The organism is Kitasatospora sp. MY 5-36, assembly GCF_001182915.1.
GTDB lineage: Bacteria > Actinomycetota > Actinomycetes > Streptomycetales > Streptomycetaceae > Kitasatospora.
The window spans coordinates 1-16,879 of sequence record NZ_LFVW01000035.1 but is presented as its reverse complement, the minus strand read 5'-3'; the positions used below and the strand labels follow the sequence as shown (position 1 = coordinate 16,879).

The window sequence follows — 16,879 nt, the reverse complement described above, 5'->3', positions numbered from 1 at the left end:
TCAGGCCTGGGCGGCGCCGACCAGCGGGCGGTGGCAGGCCACCGTGCGGCCGGGTGCCACTTCCCGGTGGCGGGGCTCCTCGGTGGCGCAGCGGGAGTCGGCCAGGGGGCAGCGGGTGCGGAAGCGGCAGCCGCTGGGCGGGGCGAGCGGGGAGGGCGGGTCGGCGGGGAGCAGGCCGGTGTCGCGCAGCGGGCGGCCGGGTTCGGGGACGGCGGCGAGCAGGGCGGCGGTGTAGGGGTGGGCCGGGGCGGCGAGCACGGCCTCGGTGGGGCCGCGCTCGCAGACGCGGCCGAGCTGGAGCACGGCCACCTCGTCGCTCACCGCCCGGACCACGCCGAGGTCGTGGGAGATGAACAGGCCGGCCAGTCCGCGCTCCTCGGTGAGCCCGCGCAGCAGGTTGAGCACGGTGGCCTGGGCCGAGACGTCGAGCGCGGAGACCGCCTCGTCGGCGATCAGGACGCGCGGCCCGGCGGCCAACGCCCGGGCGATGGCGACCCGTTGGGCCTGTCCGCCGGAGAGCTGGTGGGGCCGGCGGTCGCCGAACAGGGCGGGCGGCAGGCCGACGGCCCCCAGCTGCCGGGTGACGGTCTCCTCGCGGTCGCGGGCCGGGTCGGGGTGGGCGTCGAGGGGTTCGGCGACGAGGTCGCGGACCCGGCGGCGCGGGTTGAGGGAGGAGAGCGGGTCCTGGAAGACCATCTGGAGGCGGGGCCGGACGGCCCGCAGGGCGCGCGGGGAGAGCGCGGCGAGGTCGGTGCCGTCGAGGGTGACGGTGCCGGTGGTGGGCGGGGGCAGCCGCAGCAGGGCCTTGGCGATGCTGCTCTTGCCGGAGCCGGACTCGCCGACCAGGGCGAGGGTGCGGCGCGGGTACAGGGCCAGGTCGACGCCGCTGACGGCGTGCAGCGGGCCGGAGCGGGTGCGGTGGACGACGCTCAGGCCGGTGGCCTCCAGGACGGGCCGTCCCGGTGTGGCGGCGTCGGGGCCCACGGCTTCGGGGGAGGTGGTCATGCCGCGGGCTCCAGTTCGTCGGGGGTGGTGATGTCGGCTTCGGTGAGCGGGAAGTGGCAGTCGGCGGTGTGGCCGTCCGCCGAGGTGTGGGCGGGCGGCGCGGTCGTGGTGCAGAGCTCCGTCGCCCGTTCGCAGCGCGGGGCGAAGGGGCAGCCGGGGGTGGGCCGGGTGAGGTCGGGCGGCGAGCCGGGGATGGCGGGCAGGGTGCGGCGCAGCGGCCCGGTGACCCGGGGGACGGAGCGCAGCAGGGCCGCGGTGTAGGGGTGCCGGGGGTCGCGGGTGACGGCCTCGGTGGGGCCGGTCTCGACGATCCGGCCGCCGTACATGACGGCGATGCGCCGGGCCCGCCCGTACAGCAGGCCGATGTCGTGGGTGATCAGCAGGGTGGCCAGGCCCCGTTCGACCCGGTGCTGGTCGAGCAGGTCGAGGACGGTGCGCTGGACGGTGACGTCGAGGGCGGTGGTGGGTTCGTCGGCGAGCAGCAGGGCGGGTTCGCCGGCCAGCGCGGCGGCGATGCCGACGCGCTGGCGCAGGCCGCCGGAGAGCTCGTGCGGGTGGGCGCGGGCCCGCCGGGCGGGGTCGGGGACGTCGACGGCGGCGAGCAGTTCGGCGGCGGTGCGCAGCCGTTCGCGCCGGGAGAGGCGGCGCCGGTTGGTGATCGACTCGGTGACCTGGTCGGCGATCCGGACCACCGGGTTGAGCGAGGTCATCGGGTCCTGGTGGACCATGGCGATGCCGGTGCCGAGCAGTTCGGCGCGGCGGGCGGGGGTGGCGGCGAGCAGGTCCTCGCCGTTCAGCCGGATCTCGCCGGTGGCGACGGCCCTGGTGGTGCGGGACTCGACGCCGAGGACGGTGCGGGCGAGCACGGACTTGCCGGAGCCGGACTCGCCGACCACGCCGAGGCACTCGCCGGCCGCGATGCTCAGGCCGACGCCGTGCAGGACGTGCAGGGCGCGGCCGTCGGGGGTGTGCAGGACGGTGTCCAGCGAGCGGACGTCGAGGACGGGGGCGGAGGTCATCCGCGCACTCCCTTCGTGGTGGGGGGCTTCGGGGCGGTGGGCTTCGGGGCAGTGGGCTTCGCGGCGGCGGGAGTGCCCGAACGCAGCTGCTCCCCGAGGTAGTTGAGGGCGAGGACGGTCAGGCAGAGCACCGCCGCGGGCGCCAGCGAGATCCACGGCGCGCTGCCGAGCGCGGTGCGGCCCTCGGCGATGATGCCGCCCCAGGAGGGCTCCGGCGGGCGCAGCCCGAAGCCGAGGAAGCTGAGCGAGCCCTCGGCGACGATGGCGACGGTGGTGGCGGTGAAGGCGAAGGTGAGGGCGACCGGCACGACGTGCGGGACGATCTCGCGGCGCAGGATCCGCAGCGGGGCGGTGCCGATCATGCGGGCGGCCTGGACGAAGCCGCGCTCGCCGAGCGAGAGCACGACGGCGCGCACCACCCGGGTGAAGTGCGGGACGGTGAACAGCCCGATGAGGGTGCCGATCACGGTGAGGCTCGGGCCGCGCAGCGAGACCGTGATCATCACCAGGATCAGGCTGGGCACGGACATCAGCAGGTCGGTCGCGAAGCCGATCGCCTTGTCGACCGGGCCGCGGAACCAGCCGGCGGCGAGGCCGAGCGCGCCGCCGCCGAGCAGGCCGACCAGGATGGTCAGGGCGGCGACGGTGAACGAGGCGCGGGCGCCGGCGACGGTGCGTTGCAGGACGTCCCGACCGGCGGCGTCGGTGCCCAGCCAGTGGCCGGGGCCGGGGGCGGCGGAGGGGTGGGCGAAGTCGCCGTGCAGCGGGTCGAAGCCGGGCAGCAGGGGCAGCAGCAGGGCGGCGAGGGCGACCAGGGCCAGCCAGGCCGCGGCGGCGAGCACACCGGCCGGGGGCCGGCGCCGGGCGGTGCGGGCCTGGAGAACGGTGACGACGGTGGTCTCAACGGTGCTCATGGGCGATCCTCGGGTCGATCGTGCGGTACAGCAGGTCGACCGCGAAGGTGGCCGCGACCACGCCGAGGGCGCTGACCACCACGACGGCCTGGACGACCGGGAAGTCCCGGCCGGCGATGGCGGCGGAGGCCAGGCTGCCGACGCCGGGCACCGCGAACAGCGACTCGACCAGCACCGACCCGCCGAGCGAGGTCCCGATGCCGATCCCGATCAGCGTCACCAGCGGCAGGCTGGACGGCCGCAGGGCGCGGCGCAGCAGCAGCCGGGTGGTGCCCATGCCGCGGCTGCGGGCGGCGGCGATGTACGGCTGGTCGAGCGTGTCGAGCAGTTGTCCGCGCAGGGTGCGGGTGAACACGGCGGCCTCGGTGAGGCCGAGAGTGAGCGCGGGCAGCACCAGGTGGCGGAGGTTCTCGGCCGGGTCCTCGGTGAACGGGGTCCAGCCGGTGGCGGGCAGGACGCGCAGCTGGACGGCGGCGATCCAGATCAGCAGCAGGCCGAGGGCGAAGCCGGGGACGGCGAGCCAGCCGAAGGTGCCGGCGGTGGCGATCCTGTCGAAGGTGCCGCCGGGCCGCCAGGCGGAGAGCAGGGCGACGGGCACGGCCAGGAGGAGCGCCACCAGCTGGGCGGCGAGGAAGAGTTCGAGGGTGACGGGGATGCGGTCGGCGAGTTCGGTGGTGACGGCGGCTCCGGTGGACAGCGAGTGGCCGAGGTCGCCGCGCAGGGCGTCGCCGATCCACTGCCAGGTGGCGGCGAACAGGTTGCGGTCCAGGCCGAGCCCGGCCTCGTAGGCGGAGATCTGCTCGGGGGTGGCGGTGGGGCCGAGGGCGGCGACGGCGGGCGAGCCGGGCATCAGGTGGGGCAGGGCGAGGGCGGCGACGGTGACCAGCAGCAGGACGGCCGCGGCGCGGCCGACCCGTCCGCCGTACCGCAGGGCGGTCCGGGTGCCGGGGGTCATCGCTTCACCCACAGGGTGGCGGGGGAGACGTTGAGGACGGTGCGCTTGGAGAGGTCGGGCAGGCCACCGACCTTGGCGGTGGAGAGGAAGCCGACGGTGTTCTCGGTGAGGAAGGCCATCGGCGCCTCGTCGACGACCCGCCGGGCGGCCTGGCCGTAGGCGGCCGAGCGCTTGGCGGGGTCGGTCGAGGCGCGGCCCTCGGTGATCGCCTTGGCGGCCTCCGGGTCGGTCCAACCCATGAAGTTGTACGGCGAGTTCGGCAGGTAGAGGCTGCCGAGCGCGGTGTCGGTGTCGCCGAACATGCTGGTGATGAAGTCCAGGACCTGGAACTTGCGCTGGAGCATCGCGGTGCCCAGGCTCGCGTTGTCCATCGGCTTGATGGTCATCCTGATCCCGGCCTCGCCGAGCATCTGCTGGAGCACGGTGGCGCGCTGCTGGGCCTCGGGGCGGCTGTCGACGAGGTAGTCGAAGGCGAGGTCGGGGTGGCCGGCCTCGGCGAGCAGGGCGCGGGCCCTGGCCGTGTCGTGGGCCGGGTACGCGCCGGCGGTGCGGTACGGGGAGCGGGAGCCGATCGGGCCGTCGGAGACGGCGCCCTGGCCGAGGAAGACGACCTTCTCCAGGGCCTCGCGGTCGATCGCGTACTGCACGGCCTGGCGGACCCGGACGTCGTCGAAGGGCGCGGCCTTGGTGTTGAAGACGACGGTGCTGGTGGAGCCGGGCCCGGTGGCGGTGCGCAGCCCGTCGGCGGCGGCCTGCTTGAGCTGGCCGGGCGTCTCGGTCCAGATCAGGTCGGTGTCGCCGGAGCGCAGCGACTGGTAGCGGCTGTCGGCGTCGGACAGCACCCGGTAGACGAGCTTGTCGGCGTGGCCCTTGGTGCCCCAGTAGGCGGGGTTGCGGGCGAGGGTGACGGAGACTCCGGGCTGCACGCTCTCCACGGTGTACGGGCCGGAGCCGACGGCGGGGGAGTCGCCGGCCGGCGCCTCGGAGACGTACCCGAGGGATCGGGTGAACAGGTTGGGGAAGGCGGCGTCGGGGGCCTTGAGGGTGAAGGCGACGGTGGTGGGGCCGGTGACGGCGGTGGTGGCGATGGCGGCCGCGTCGAGGGCGCAGGCGCACTTGCTCTCCGGCTTGGCGAGCCGGGCGACGTGGTCGGCGACGGCCTGGGCGTCCAGCGGCTTGCCGTCGCTGAAGGTCACGCCCTCGCGCAGGTCGAGGGTCCAGACCGTGGCGTCGGTGTTGGGGGTGAAGGACTTGGCGAGGTACGGCTGGACGGTGCCGTTGTCGCCGTTGACCATCAGCGGGTCGTACAGGGCGTTGGCGAGGACCATCATCGGCATCTGGATCAGGGTTCCGTCGGCCGGGTCGAGCTTGGCGAACGGCCGGTCCAGGCCGATCTTGAGCGTGCCGCCGTCCACGGCCGGCCCGTCGGCCGCCGCGCCGGTGTTCCCGGCGCCGCCGGTGCCGGACAGCGCGTCGTCGGAGGCGGAGCAGGCGGTGAGGGTGAGGGCGGCGGCGAGGGCCGCCGATGCCAGGAGGTAGTGCCGCTTCATGGTTCCTCGGTTCGGGGGAGTGGGGGCGGCCAGGGGGAGTGCGGCCGCCGACGCGACACACCATCCCGGAAGTGGCAGGACTGCCAAAAGGCAGTTATGCAAATTCCGGATGACGAAACCCGGAAGAGTCGGCGCTCGCCTTGAGCGGGCCCGGCCGGACGTGGTTCCGTACTCATGGCGGCCCCCTCGGCGGCCCCACCCACCGACACGACCGACACTCAACTCACCGAACGGGAGCGGAAGAACGATGCAGGGGACGGACACCGCGGCGGAGCAGGGCATGCGCGACCGGAAGAAGGCGCGCACCCGCGACAGCATCCGCAGCGCGGCGCTCGACCTCTTCGAGGAGCAGGGCTACGAGCGCACCACCGTGGACCGGATCTGCCGCCGCGCCGACGTCGCCCACCGCACCTTCTTCCGCTACTACCCGGCCAAGGAGGCGCTGCTGTTCGGCTGGGACTTCGGCCAGGTCGTCCTCGACGCCTTCGCCGCCGCCCCCGCCGAACTCCCGCTCTGGGCCGCGCTCGACCACGCGCTGACCGTCACCGGCGGACGGCTGGAGGAGCCCGTCGAGCACACCGAGCGGCGCCGCCGGCTGCGCCGGGGCCTGCTCGACGTGCACTCCGTGCACAACTACGCCCTGGTCGTCATCGACGCCTTCACCGAACGCACCGTCACCATCGCCGCCGAGCGGCTCGACGTCGACCCGGCCACCGACCTGCGTCCGACCGCGCTCGGCGCGATGTTCGGCGGCATGGTGCGGCGCCACGTCCTGATCGGCTCGGAGAGCGGCACCCTGATCGACTGGGTCAGGGCCTACCGGGACGTGCTCGCCACCGCGGGCTGACCCGACCCCGTACCCCGTCCTTCCCGGGCGCGCCGCAGGCCGCCCGGACGGCACCGCACGCCCTCTTCCCCTTTTGCACACCCCCCCGCACGACTTTTGCACACCCCCCCGCACGACCCGAAAGGCCTCCGCATGTCCCTGGTCAACTTCCGCGACCCCGCAGTGCTCGCCGACCCCGCGAGCCGCTGGATCCGTCCCGGCGCCCTGTTCCGCTCCGCCCAGCCCTTCCCCGCCGCCGACGCGGCCGTCGTCGCCCAGCTGGGCGAGCACGGCATCACCACCGTCGTCGACCTCCGGGGCGAGGCCGAGACCGGCCCCGAGGACTGGGCCGCCGCCGAGGCCGCCGGCATCGCCGTCGTCGCCGCCCGGATCGAGCCGACCAACGACGAACTCGCGCGGGCCATGCGGACCATGACCACCGCCGAGGACCTCGGCGCCTTCTACCTGCTGATGGCCGAGTCCGCGCCGCGGGCCCTCGCCGCCGCCGTGGAGGCCACCGTCCGCCCCGGCGGGGTGCTGGTGCACTGCGCCGCCGGCAAGGACCGCACCGGGCTGCTCACCGCGCTGCTGCTGGAGCTGCTCGGGGTGCCCGCCGAGGAGATCGTCGCCGACTACGCCCGCACCAACGAGGCGATCCAGCAGATCTGGGCCGGGCTCGCCGACCGCAACCGTGCCGCCCTCAACGAGGTCGAGGCCGGCCGGATGGTCGTCCCCGCCCCGCTGCTGGAGGCCCCCGCCGGGGCGATGAGCGCCTTCCTCGACCTGGTCCGGGCCAGGCACGGCGGCGCCGCCGGCTTCCTGGCCGCCTGCGGGGTCACCGCCGAGACGATCGAGGCCTTCCGCGCCAAGGCCGCCGCGTCGAACACCGCCGAGGTGACGGCATGCTGACCGTCCTGCGCCACACCGACGGCACGCCCTTCCGCGACCTCAACCACAACGGCACCATGGAGCCCTACGAGGACCCGCGGCTGCCCGTCGAGAAGCGGGTCGAGGACCTGCTGGCCCGGATGACCCCGGAGGAGAAGGCCGCGCAGATGCTGCACGGCCGGATGCTCCCCGGCGACCAGGGCCCGTTCCCCTCCGGCGCCCGCCTGATCACCGAACGCGGCCTCACCCACTTTGCCATGATGGCCGTCCCCGACCCGCGCGCGATGGCCGCCTGGAACAACCACGTCCAGGACCTCGCCGCGGCCGCCCGGCTGGGCATCCCCGTCACCCTCTCCTCCGACCCCCGGCACGGCTTCACCGCCAACCCGGCCACCGCCCACACCGGCGGCGGCTTCAGCACCGGCCCCGAGCCGATCGGCCTCGCCGCCACCGACGACCCCGACCTGGTGCGCCGCTACGCCGACCTGATCCGCCGCGAGCTGTGCGCCGTCGGCATCCGGGTCGCCATCCACCCGATGGCCGACCTCGCCACCGAGCCCCGCTGGGCCCGGATCAGCGGGACCTTCGGGGAGGACCCGGAGCGCGCCTCGCGGATGATCGCCGCCTACATCGAGGGCCTCCAGGGCGGGCCGATCGGCCCGGACAGCGTCGCCTGCATGACCAAGCACTTCCCCGGCGGCGGCCCGCAGGCCGGCGGCGAGGACTCGCACTTCGCCGCCGGACGCCGACTGGTCTACCCCGGCGGCGAGTTCGAGACCCACCTGCGGCCCTTCGAGGCGGCCTTCGCCGCGGGCACCGCGCAGATCATGCCCGCCTACGCGATCCCCTCCGGCAGCGGCCTCGCCGAGGTCGGCGCCAACTTCAACCGGGACGTCATCACCGGCCTGCTGCGCGGTCGTTACGGCTTCGACGGCGTGGTCTGCACCGACTTCAACGCCATCACCGGCATGGACGTCCCCGGCGTGGTCACCCTGCCCCCGCGGCACTGGGGCGTCGAGGAGCTGTCCGTCGCCGAGCAGGTCGCGCTCACCCTGGACGCGGGCGCCGACCAGCTCGGCGGCGAGACGGACCCGGAGCTGATCCTGGCCGCCCTCCGCTCCGGCGCGGTCACCGAGGCCCGGCTGGACGAGTCCGTCCGCCGCATCCTGCGCGACAAGTTCCGCCTCGGCCTCTTCGACGACCCGTACGTCGACCCGGACGCCGCCGCCGAACTGGTCGGCGCCCCGGAGGGCCGGGCGCTCGGCCGCGAGGTCCAGCGCCGCTCCGTGGTCCACCTGGTTGGCGAGCCGCGCACCGCCACCCGGCTGTACGTCGAGGGCGTCGACCCGGCCGTCGCCGCCCGGTACGGCACTGTCGTCGATGACCCGGCGCTGGCCGACCTGGCCGTCGTCCGCCTCGCCACCCCGTACGAGCGGCGCGAGGGCCTGCTGGAGCGGCACTTCCACAGCGGCTCGCTGGAGTTCGAGCCGGCCGAGGCCGACCGGCTCGCCGCGCTGGCCGCCGTCGTCCCCACGGTCTTCGCGGCCCAGCTGGAGCGGCCCGCGGTGCTCACCCCGCTCGCCCCGCACGCGGCCCTGCTGATCGGGGAGTTCGGCGCCGCCGACGAGGTCGTCCTGGACGCCGCGCTCGGCCGCGCCCCGATGACCGCGACCCTGCCGTTCGACCTGCCCGCCTCGGACGCCGCCGTCGCCGCGGCCCGCGAGGACGTCCCCTTCGACACCCGCGCCCCGCTCTTCCGCCACGGCCACCGCGCCGGCGCCGGGAGCTGAGCCGGGCCCGCCGCGGGGCCGATGGGGCCCCGCGGCGGGCCCGGGAGTGGTGTCAGACCAGGCGGTGCGCCCGGAGGTCGGCCACGTACTTGGTGATCAGGTCCGGTGACAGCCGGGGGATGTCGCCCTCGTCGTCGAGGGCCGCGGCCCGGACCGCCGCCCGGAACCGGTCCGCCGGCAGGGCGGATCCGGCGACCGGCTGGGCCGGCTCGGCGAAGGCGTGCAGCAGCGGGAGCAGCGAGTGCTGCCGCCGGCGGTCGGGCAGGCCGTGCAGGGCGGTCTCGAAGCGCTCGATCCACTCGGCGTGGTCCTGGACGCGGGTCAGGGGGTGCCCGGCCGCCGCCAGCCAGTCGACGACGGTGTCGAGCGAGATGCCGTCGTCGTGCGGGTTGACCACGTTGTACGTCCGGTAGCCCTCCCGTGCGTCGTCGCCGAGCGCGGTGACGGCCCGCGCGGTGAAGTCCACCGGGAGCGCGTCGTAGTGCGCGCGGCCGTCGCCGGTGCCCCGGGCGTAGAAGCTGCCGGGTGCGACGCCCGTCGCCAGCAGGCTCAGCACGAGGCGGGTGAAGACGTCCGGGACGTTGAGCTGACCGCGGTAGCGCGGGTGCGCGAGGATCATGTTCGAGCGGAAGACGGCGACCGGCAGGCCGAACCTCTCGTGCGCCTCGCGCAGCAGCACCTCGCCGGCCCACTTGCTGGCCGCGTAGCCGTCGGCGTAGTCACCGTCGAGGTCGCGTACCCCGCCGGCGGTGCGGATGTCCGCCCACTCGTCGGCGGCCGCCGCGTTCCCGAAGACGACGGCGACCGTCGACAGGTAGGTGAACCGCTTGGTCCGGGAGGTGACCGCGAGCCTGATCAGCTCGGCCGTTCCCAGCACGTTGGGGCCGAAGAGCTGGCTGTAGGGCAGGACGTGGTTGACCTGTGCCGCCGGGTGGACGATCAGGTCCACGGTGTCGGCCAGCCGCTGCCAGGTCTCCTCGTCGAGCCCGAGACGCGGCTCCCCGATGTCGCCGGCGACCACCTGGAGGTGCCGGGCGGCGGCCGCGCGGTAGCGCTCCACGAGGTCCGGGTCGCCGCTGTCGAAGGCCGCGTCGAGCCGGGCCCGGGCCTCCTCGGCGCAGGAGCCGCGGACCACGCACACCAGCGTGCCGCCGCGCTCCGCCACGCGCTCCAGCCATTCGAGGCACAGGAAGCGGCCCAGGTAGCCGTTGGCGCCGGTCAGCAGGACGGTCCGGGCCTCGGGCAGCGGACCGGCCGGCCGTCGCCCTTCGGCCTGCTCGACGGTCCGCGGGTCGAGGAACGCCTCCAGCCGCAGCTGGGCCGCGTCGAGCCGCGTCGCGTCCGGGCCGTGGACGCTGTCGGCGGTGGGACGGCGGTGGCCCGCCGCGAGCGCCCGCTCGACGTGATCGGCCACCTGCCGCAGCGAGTTGACCGGGTTGACGATCACGTCGACCGGGACGTCGACGTGGAAGATCTCCTTCATCAGCTGGGAGAAGGACAGCGCCGTGAGGCTGTCGCCGCCGAGTTCGAGGAAGCGTGTGTCAGGCTCCACGACACCCTCGTCCAGCCCCAGGAGCGCCTGCGCGGCCCGGAGCACGGTCGCCGGCAGCGGTTGGTCGGTGCCGGCCTGACGCAGTGTCCGGAGTTCCTCGGCCTCGCGGTCGGACAGCTCGGTGTACAGCGCTTCGAGACGCTCGCCGTACCGCTTCGTCAGGGCCGGCCGCAACGGCTTGCGTACCCCGGAGAGCAGCCCGTTCTCCTGGGTGAACGGCTCGGTCTCGACGAGCAGGTCCCGGGGGATCTCGTAGGAGTTCAGCCCCGCCCCGGCGGCGGTCTCCCGCAGGGACTCCCGCAGGACCGCCCTGAGGCGCCGGGCGTCCCCGTCGACGCGGTCGAGGGCGTCCCGGGTCGGCACGATGACCGCGAGCAGGTAGGCGCGGGCGCCGCTGCCGTACAGGAAGACCTGCCGGACGACCGGGCTGCCGGCGAAGAGCGCCTCCAGGCGGGAGACGGCGACGAACTCGCCCTGGGACAGCTTGATGACGTTGGAACGGCGGTCGACGTACCGCAGTTCGTCGGGGCCGAGCCGGGCCATGATGTCGCCCGTGTGGTAGAAGCCGTCCTCGTCGAAGACCTCGGAGGTGGCGTCCGGGCGCCGGAAGTACCCGGGGACGAGCCGCTCGGACCTGATCAGCAGTTCGCCCCTGGGGTACGGCGTGTCGGTGCCGAAGTATCCCAGCTCGGGCACGTCGACCAGCTTGTGGTCGGTCACCGGCGGGCGCTGCACCCGGCCGTCGAGGAAGACGACCCCGCCCTCCGTCGACCCGTAGCCGTCGATCAGCCTGACCTGGAAGCAGTCCTCGACGAAGGCCGTCGTCTCGGCGCTCGGCGGGGCCGAGGCGCTGACGGCCGACAGGAGGCGGCCGCCCATGACCTCCTCCCGCAGCTCCTCCATCACCTGCCCGGCGCTCACCTGCTCGGCCGCGTCGCCGCCGGTCCCGGCCCGGCGGGACAGCTCCGCCCGGTAGTGCTGGAGGAGCAGGTCGGAGATGCGGGGCACCATGAGCAGCTCGGTGGGACGGACCAGGGAGAGGTCCTCGAGGAGCGTCGACAGGTCACTGGACGTCGTGAAACAGGCGAGGCCCCCCTTGGCGAGCGTCCCGAACAGCGCGCCCCTGCCCATCACGTGGCTCAACGGCAGGAAGTTGAGCACGATGGCGGGCCGCACCGGCCGGCCGGGCACGTAGTCGAGCCAGAAGCTCCGGACCAGACGCTCGGTGTACACGGCCCCCTTGGGGGTGCCGGTGCTTCCCGAGGTGTAGATCAGCGAGCTCAGCGTGTCGGGCGCCGATCCGTCGGGGACCCGGGGGAGCGGCGGCAGCGCCCTTCCCCGCTCGACGGTCGACGCCAGCGTGTCCAGGGCCACCCCGCGGCCCAGCGCCGCGAGTCGGGTGCGTGCGGACTCCAGTGCCTCCTGGTGGGCGGTGGCCTCGGGCCGGTGGCCGATGACCACGATCCTGCCCAACGAGGCGGCGTTCGCCGCGAGTTCGATCGCGACGTCCAGCTGGTCGACGTCCACCACGAGCAGGCGCGGTGCGGTCTGCTCGACGACGGGGGCCAGGTGCGCCGCCGAGGCCCCCGACTGCAGCGGGACGGACACCGCGCCGGAGCGGACACAGGCCAGGTCCGCCACGGCGTACTCGGCGCTCGTGGGCCCGAGGAGGGCGACGAAGTCGCCGGGGCCCAACGGATGTTCGGGGTGGTGGCGCCACTCGGAGGCCACCGCGCCCACCCGCTCCCGGAGTTCGCCGTAGGTGAGCGTGTCGAACCGCGGCAGGAGGCGCAGCGTGGTGCGGCCCGTCTCCGGGTCGGTGACCGGCTCGGTGGCGCGCTCGCCCAGGGCGGGACGGTCGGCGTACGCCTCCAGCACGGTGGCCACCAGCTCGGCGAGCGGCAGGTCGGGGCGGCGGATCGCCTCGGTGACGGCGTCCACGGGCGCGGTGTCGCGGAACTGAGGGTCGGTCGCGTACAGGTGGGCGCTTCGTCGGTCGGTACGCGCGTCGAGTTCGTCGGCGGGGAGGTGCGAGAGGGACACGAATGATCTCCTATGCGGCCGAGAAAATCCTGTTCAGGTGGACGGTGGTGCCGTTCGTACGGGGTGATCGGATCAGTCGGGAGGGCTGCGGGCTCAACGCTCCTCGGCCGCACGCGCGTCGGCGATCTCGTGGTCGCGGGTGAGCCGGACGATCGCGGCGGCGGCCTCGCGGGCGCCGCCCTCGTCCCGGGTCTCGATCGCGTCGACGAGCCGCCGGTGCAGGCCCCCGTGCTCCTCGGCGTGGGCGGCGTTCCAGGTCGGGCCCCCCAGGTGCGAGGTGAGCGCCGTGCCGAGGTGGTCGTACACCTCGATCAGCAGCTCGTTCCCGCTCGCCCGGACGACGGACCGGTGGAAGAGCGCGTCGACGTCCGTGGCCGCGGACGCGTCCTCGCCGGCGGCGGCCGCCTCGGCGTCGGCCAGCAGCTCCCGCAGCTGCCGCACCTGCCCCTCGCTGCGGCGCAGGGCCGCGGCGCCCGAGGCGTACTCCTCCAGAACGGTCCGCAGCTCCAGCACGTCGTCCCGCTTCGCGGAGCCCGCCCGCCGCACCATCACCGACTGGAGCTCGCTGGAGGAGCGCACATAGGTGCCGTCACCGGCTCTGGGCTCCAGCAGGCCGAGGTGCACCAGCGCACCGATCGCCTCCCGCAGCGTGCTGCGCCCGACCCCGAGCTCCTCGACGAGGGCCTGCTCCGGCGGGATCCGCGTCCCGACCGGCCAGCCCCCCGTCTCGATGTGCGAGCGGAGGCTCTCCACGAGCTGGGCGGACAGGCTGGCCGTGCGCCGCGGCGCGCTGATGCGTGTCATGGGAGGACCATATACAAACATCAGACATTTGAACATCGTCTCTTCGGCCCGGGGCCCCGGGCACGGAGCGTCACTCCTGGTAGCAGCACCCGCCGTACTCGTCGCAGTCGTACTCGATCCCGCCGTCGGAGCTGTGGGTGCGGCTCAGCCTCCGGTCGTCCACGGGGCAGATCGGGACGAAGGACGGATTGACCTGGAGGAAAGTCGAGTCCTTCAGGGAGAATACGGAATTGACGACGTCGAGGCCGTGTTCGCGGATCCCCTGCTGAATGAAGTCGAATGCGTCGTAGACATGGCCGCAGCCGCACGTGATCGGGGTGCACCTGAAATTCTTCACCCTGACGCCCAGCTCCACCCTGATCCTTTCGGCTTCCTCGGGGGATATCGGGCGGAGTCCTGTGCGGCGGATCCGCTCCGGAGTCCAGAACCGCTCCTTGACGAGCGCGGCCTGGGCGCGGGTCAGGTAGAACGAGGCCGTGGTGCCACTCGTGATCGTGGCGAGGACGATGTCCGCGACGGCTTCGTCGTTCGCTGAGGTCACCACCTTTCCGGTGGCGACCATTCTGTCGATTTCTGCTAGCAGCTTCATGGCGTCCACTTCCTTATTATCAGTATGCGACCTCCCGCAAGTGCTCACAACCACCAGGAGAATTACCGGCCGGCCGGTAAACGGGTTGCGGAAATCCCGGGCGGGGTGTCAGATTCCGGCTATGACGATTGTGCTGGGAACGCCGACCGCGGGCGGGGTGAGCGAAGCCATGGGCGCGCTGCGGGAGTGGCAGGACGACGGAGCGCCGATGCAGCTGCACGCGGGGGACATCGGCTGGAACTGTCGGTTCGGCACGGCTGAGACGGCCGCGGTGGTGCGGACCTGGAGCCGGGGCGGGCGGATCCTCGCCGTCGGGATGCTGGACTCGCCGACGGTGCTGCGGATGACGGTCGCCCCCGACGCCTTCCGGGACGAGGACTTGGCGCGGCGGCTCGTCGAGGACGTCTCGCTGCCGGAGCGCGGCGTGCTGCCGGAAGGCGCGGTGTCCGTCGAGGCGCCGCCGGGCCTGCTGCTCCACGACCTGCTGACCGAGGAGGGCTGGGGCGTCGACGAGCCGTGGACGCCGCTGTTCCGCGACCTCGCGCGGGCGGTGGAGGACCCGGGCGTACGGATCAGGGCGATCGGCCCGGAGCAGGCGCAGGACTTCGCCGACGTTCTGCGGTCGGCGTTCGGCACCTCGCGGCCGACGCGCGCGTACTGGCACGCGATGTCGGCGGGGCCGTTCTTCGCCGACGCCCGCTGCCTGGGCGCCTACGACGACCGGGGCAGCCCGGCGGCGGTGGTGACGGTCTGGTCGGCCGGCCCGGGGAGGCCGGGGCTGGTCGAGCCGATGGGCGTCCACGAGGACCACCGCGGTCGCGGCTACGGCCGGGCGATCACCCTCGCCGGGGCGGCCGCGCTGCGGGAGCTGGGCTCGTCGAGCGTTCGCGTGTGCACACCGAGCTCCAACGTCGGCGGCGTCGCCACGTACCGGGCGGCCGGGTTCGAGGCGCGGCCGGAGATCGGCGACCGGATCCGCAAGGCCTGACACCGCTACGGCCCGGGCCCTCCGGCCCAGGCCGTCGGCCGTCGGCCCGCCCGACGAGCCGGCCGGGCGCGCCCTCGTCCTGCCGACACCAACTGGTTCCGGGCGTGGGCCGGTTCAGCGGTCCGCCGCGGCCTGCCGCAGGGCGCGGTGGCTGGGGGAGCCCTCGGCCGCGGTCAGGACGACGAGTTCGAGATTGTGGGTGCCGGGGACGACGTAGGCGGTGTAGTCCAGGTCGAGCCGGCCGGCCCGGGGGTGGTGGAAGCCGTGGCTGCCGGTGGCCGGGCCGCGGACGTCGTGTTCCTCCCAGAAGGCGGCGAACCGGCTGCTGCGCGCCGTCAGTTCGGCCACGAGGCGGTTGCCGCGTTCGTTGTGGGGGTCGGCGGCCAGGGCGTGGCGCAGGCGGTGGACGTTGCCGCGTGCCGTCTTCTCCCAGTCGGTGAGGAGCCGGGGCGCCCGGGGGTCGCAGAAGACGAACCAGGCGAAGTTGCGCTGCTCGGGCCGGAGTTCGGCGTAGTCGAGGAGCAGCCAGGCCTCGGCGTCGTTCCAGGCGAGGATGTCGCGCATGGGGGTGACCACGTGGGCGGGCCACGGGGTGATCGAGGAGAGGAGCCGCAGGGTCGCCTCCGGCACGTCCGGGGCCACGGCGGCCGGGCTTGCCTGGTGGACGGGGTTTCCGGTGGCGAGGCGGTGGAGGTGGCGGCGGGCGTCGGCGTCGAGCTGCAGGGCGGTGGCGAGGGCGTCCAGGACCTCGGGGGAGGGGCGGCGCTGACGGCCCTGTTCGAGCCGGGTGTAGTACTCGGGGCTGATGCCGGACAGGGTGGCGACCTCGGCTCTGCGCAGTCCGTTCAGCCGCCGGGTGCTGGTGCGGGGCAGGCCGGCGGCCTCCGGGGTCAGTCGGGCCCGGCGGGTGCGCAGGAAGTGGGCCAGTTCGGGGAGTGCCGCTGATGGTGCCATGCGGCGAGTATCGGTCGCCTGGCGGCGCGGGGGGTAGCCCTGTCAGGGCCACCCCCGGCGGGGCCTGCCCGCGGCGGTGTCTCGTCGCGGTGCGCGCGGCGGCGCAGAGTGGCTGCCGGGGGCGCCGCGCGACGCGGGCGGCCCTGGTCGCCGACGGGCCGGTTCCGGTGTGTCGGCGCGTTCGCGCGTCCGTCGTTCCCGGAGCGCGTCCTTCGTCCTTGGAGTCCGTCCATGCCCGCACGTCCCGGCGAACCGCTCTCGCCTGCCCCGCCCATGCCCGTACGGCCCGGGGGACCGGAGTCCGCCGGCCCGGGGCCCGATGCCCCGCCGTCCGTCCGGTACGCGCCCCTGGCGGTGCTGAGCGCGGCGGCGGGCCTGGACGCCGGTGGTGTCGCCGTCCTCAACAGCGCCCTGCCCTCGGTGGGCGCGCGGTTCGGCACCTCGGCGCAGAACCTGTCCTGGGCGGTGACCGGCTACGCCCTCGCGTTCGCGGGGCTGCTGCTGTGCGGCGGGGCGATGGCGGACCGGCTGCGGCGTCGGCGGGTGCTGGTCGCGGGCCTGGTGACGGTGGCGGCGGGCGCCGCGCTGGCGTTCGCGGCGCCCGCGTTCTGGGCGGTCGTGGTGGGGCGCGTGCTGCAGGGCGCGGGGGCGGCGATCACCATGCCGGCGGCCACCGCCCTGCTGACCTCGGTCTATGCCGACGGGCCGATGCGTTCGCGCGCGCTGGGCGTGTTCTCCGCCGCGCAGGCGGGCTGCTACGGGGCCGGTCTGGTCCTCGGGGGCGTGGTCACCGGCGCCTTTGGCTGGCGCTGGGTGTTCGCGCTGCAGGCCCTGGCGGCGGCGGTCACCGCCGTGGCCGCGGTGCGGTGGCTGCCAGCGGGTGAGCGGCACCGCCGGGGCTCCCTGGACGTGACGGGGGCCGGGGTGCTGGTGGCGGCGATCGCCCTGACCGTCTTCAGCGCGGACCTGGCCTCCCGCCCCGGCGGCGGCCCGCTCGCGGCC

General features: G+C 74.6%; 14 protein-coding genes. 5 read left to right on the top strand and 9 right to left on the bottom strand.

Annotated elements, in window-relative coordinates:
* Genes AE652_RS03305 through AE652_RS03285 form a run of 5 tightly spaced genes read right to left on the bottom strand, consistent with a single transcriptional unit; the run spans position 1 to position 5,443 of the window.
* Positions 1-1,005, bottom strand: a complete 1,005-nt coding sequence (locus AE652_RS03305) for an ABC transporter ATP-binding protein (protein WP_049649568.1) — start codon at positions 1,003-1,005, stop codon at positions 1-3.
* Positions 1,002-2,024: an ABC transporter ATP-binding protein gene (locus AE652_RS03300; RefSeq protein WP_053111945.1), complete on the bottom strand. Its 1,023-nt coding sequence runs from the start codon at positions 2,022-2,024 to the stop codon at positions 1,002-1,004. The genes AE652_RS03305 and AE652_RS03300 overlap by 4 nt, the downstream gene beginning before the upstream one ends.
* A complete protein-coding gene (locus AE652_RS03295) occupies positions 2,021-2,938 on the bottom strand; it encodes an ABC transporter permease (protein ID WP_049649567.1) in 918 nt (305 codons plus the stop codon). The genes AE652_RS03300 and AE652_RS03295 overlap by 4 nt, the downstream gene beginning before the upstream one ends.
* The gene (locus AE652_RS03290; protein WP_049649566.1) at positions 2,925-3,893 is read right to left on the bottom strand and encodes an ABC transporter permease; all 969 of its coding nucleotides are present in this window, start codon (positions 3,891-3,893) and stop codon (positions 2,925-2,927) included. The genes AE652_RS03295 and AE652_RS03290 overlap by 14 nt, the downstream gene beginning before the upstream one ends.
* On the bottom strand, positions 3,890-5,443 hold the full coding sequence (locus AE652_RS03285) for an ABC transporter substrate-binding protein (RefSeq protein WP_049649565.1): 1,554 nt from the start codon (positions 5,441-5,443) through the stop codon (positions 3,890-3,892). Before AE652_RS03285 ends, AE652_RS03290 begins: the two co-directional genes overlap by 4 nt.
* A gap of 247 nt (positions 5,444-5,690) precedes the next feature.
* On the opposite strand from AE652_RS03285, the gene AE652_RS47255 reads away from it, so the two are divergent.
* The 3 genes from AE652_RS47255 to AE652_RS03270 all read left to right on the top strand — a co-directional run bounded on the left by AE652_RS47255 (position 5,691) and on the right by AE652_RS03270 (position 8,947).
* Positions 5,691-6,290: a TetR family transcriptional regulator gene (locus AE652_RS47255; RefSeq protein ID WP_053111944.1), complete on the top strand. Its 600-nt coding sequence runs from the start codon at positions 5,691-5,693 to the stop codon at positions 6,288-6,290.
* A gap of 132 nt (positions 6,291-6,422) precedes the next feature.
* On the top strand, positions 6,423-7,178 hold the full coding sequence (locus AE652_RS03275) for a tyrosine-protein phosphatase (RefSeq protein ID WP_049649564.1): 756 nt from the start codon (positions 6,423-6,425) through the stop codon (positions 7,176-7,178).
* Positions 7,172-8,947, top strand: coding sequence for a glycoside hydrolase family 3 protein (locus AE652_RS03270; protein WP_049649563.1), 1,776 nt, complete (start codon positions 7,172-7,174; stop codon positions 8,945-8,947). Before AE652_RS03275 ends, AE652_RS03270 begins: the two co-directional genes overlap by 7 nt.
* A gap of 52 nt (positions 8,948-8,999) precedes the next feature.
* Here AE652_RS03270 and car read toward each other — a convergent pair whose 3' ends face one another.
* From car to AE652_RS03255, 3 genes are all read right to left on the bottom strand, one after another.
* Positions 9,000-12,542 (bottom strand): carboxylic acid reductase, encoded by a 3,543-nt coding sequence (gene car / locus AE652_RS03265; RefSeq protein ID WP_199823036.1) that lies wholly within the window; start codon positions 12,540-12,542, stop codon positions 9,000-9,002.
* Between the two features lie 93 nt (positions 12,543-12,635).
* Complete coding sequence (locus tag AE652_RS03260; protein ID WP_049649562.1) at positions 12,636-13,346, bottom strand: FadR/GntR family transcriptional regulator; 711 nt, start codon at positions 13,344-13,346, stop codon at positions 12,636-12,638.
* A gap of 70 nt (positions 13,347-13,416) precedes the next feature.
* The gene (locus AE652_RS03255) at positions 13,417-13,944 is read right to left on the bottom strand and encodes a hypothetical protein (protein WP_159028337.1); all 528 of its coding nucleotides are present in this window, start codon (positions 13,942-13,944) and stop codon (positions 13,417-13,419) included.
* A gap of 112 nt (positions 13,945-14,056) precedes the next feature.
* Here AE652_RS03255 and AE652_RS03250 point away from each other — a divergent pair, with 112 nt between their 5' ends.
* Entirely contained in the window at positions 14,057-14,923 is an 867-nt protein-coding gene (locus AE652_RS03250) for a GNAT family N-acetyltransferase (RefSeq protein ID WP_049649560.1), read from the top strand.
* A 114-nt stretch (positions 14,924-15,037) separates the two neighbouring features.
* Here the strand turns inward: AE652_RS03250 and AE652_RS03245 are convergent, their stop codons facing one another.
* Entirely contained in the window at positions 15,038-15,877 is an 840-nt protein-coding gene (locus AE652_RS03245) for a helix-turn-helix domain-containing protein (protein WP_049649559.1), read from the bottom strand.
* Between the two features lie 231 nt (positions 15,878-16,108).
* Here AE652_RS03245 and AE652_RS03240 point away from each other — a divergent pair.
* A partial coding sequence (locus AE652_RS03240; RefSeq protein ID WP_159028336.1) for an MFS transporter occupies positions 16,109-16,879 on the top strand: 771 nt, incomplete at its 3' end.

Bases quoted from the DNA above. Each gene is read 5' to 3' on its own strand.
- AE652_RS03305 (WP_049649568.1), bottom strand. From the start codon at position 1,005: ATGACCACCTCCCCCGAAGCCGTGGGCCCCGACGCCGCCACACCGGGA.
- AE652_RS03300 (WP_053111945.1), bottom strand. From the start codon at position 2,024: ATGACCTCCGCCCCCGTCCTCGACGTCCGCTCGCTGGACACCGTCCTG.
- AE652_RS03295 (WP_049649567.1), bottom strand. From the start codon at position 2,938: ATGAGCACCGTTGAGACCACCGTCGTCACCGTTCTCCAGGCCCGCACC.
- AE652_RS03290 (WP_049649566.1), bottom strand. From the start codon at position 3,893: ATGACCCCCGGCACCCGGACCGCCCTGCGGTACGGCGGACGGGTCGGC.
- AE652_RS03285 (WP_049649565.1), bottom strand. From the start codon at position 5,443: ATGAAGCGGCACTACCTCCTGGCATCGGCGGCCCTCGCCGCCGCCCTC.
- AE652_RS47255 (WP_053111944.1), top strand. From the start codon at position 5,691: ATGCAGGGGACGGACACCGCGGCGGAGCAGGGCATGCGCGACCGGAAG.
- AE652_RS03275 (WP_049649564.1), top strand. From the start codon at position 6,423: ATGTCCCTGGTCAACTTCCGCGACCCCGCAGTGCTCGCCGACCCCGCG.
- AE652_RS03270 (WP_049649563.1), top strand. From the start codon at position 7,172: ATGCTGACCGTCCTGCGCCACACCGACGGCACGCCCTTCCGCGACCTC.
- AE652_RS03260 (WP_049649562.1), bottom strand. From the start codon at position 13,346: ATGACACGCATCAGCGCGCCGCGGCGCACGGCCAGCCTGTCCGCCCAG.
- AE652_RS03250 (WP_049649560.1), top strand. From the start codon at position 14,057: ATGACGATTGTGCTGGGAACGCCGACCGCGGGCGGGGTGAGCGAAGCC.
- AE652_RS03245 (WP_049649559.1), bottom strand. From the start codon at position 15,877: ATGGCACCATCAGCGGCACTCCCCGAACTGGCCCACTTCCTGCGCACC.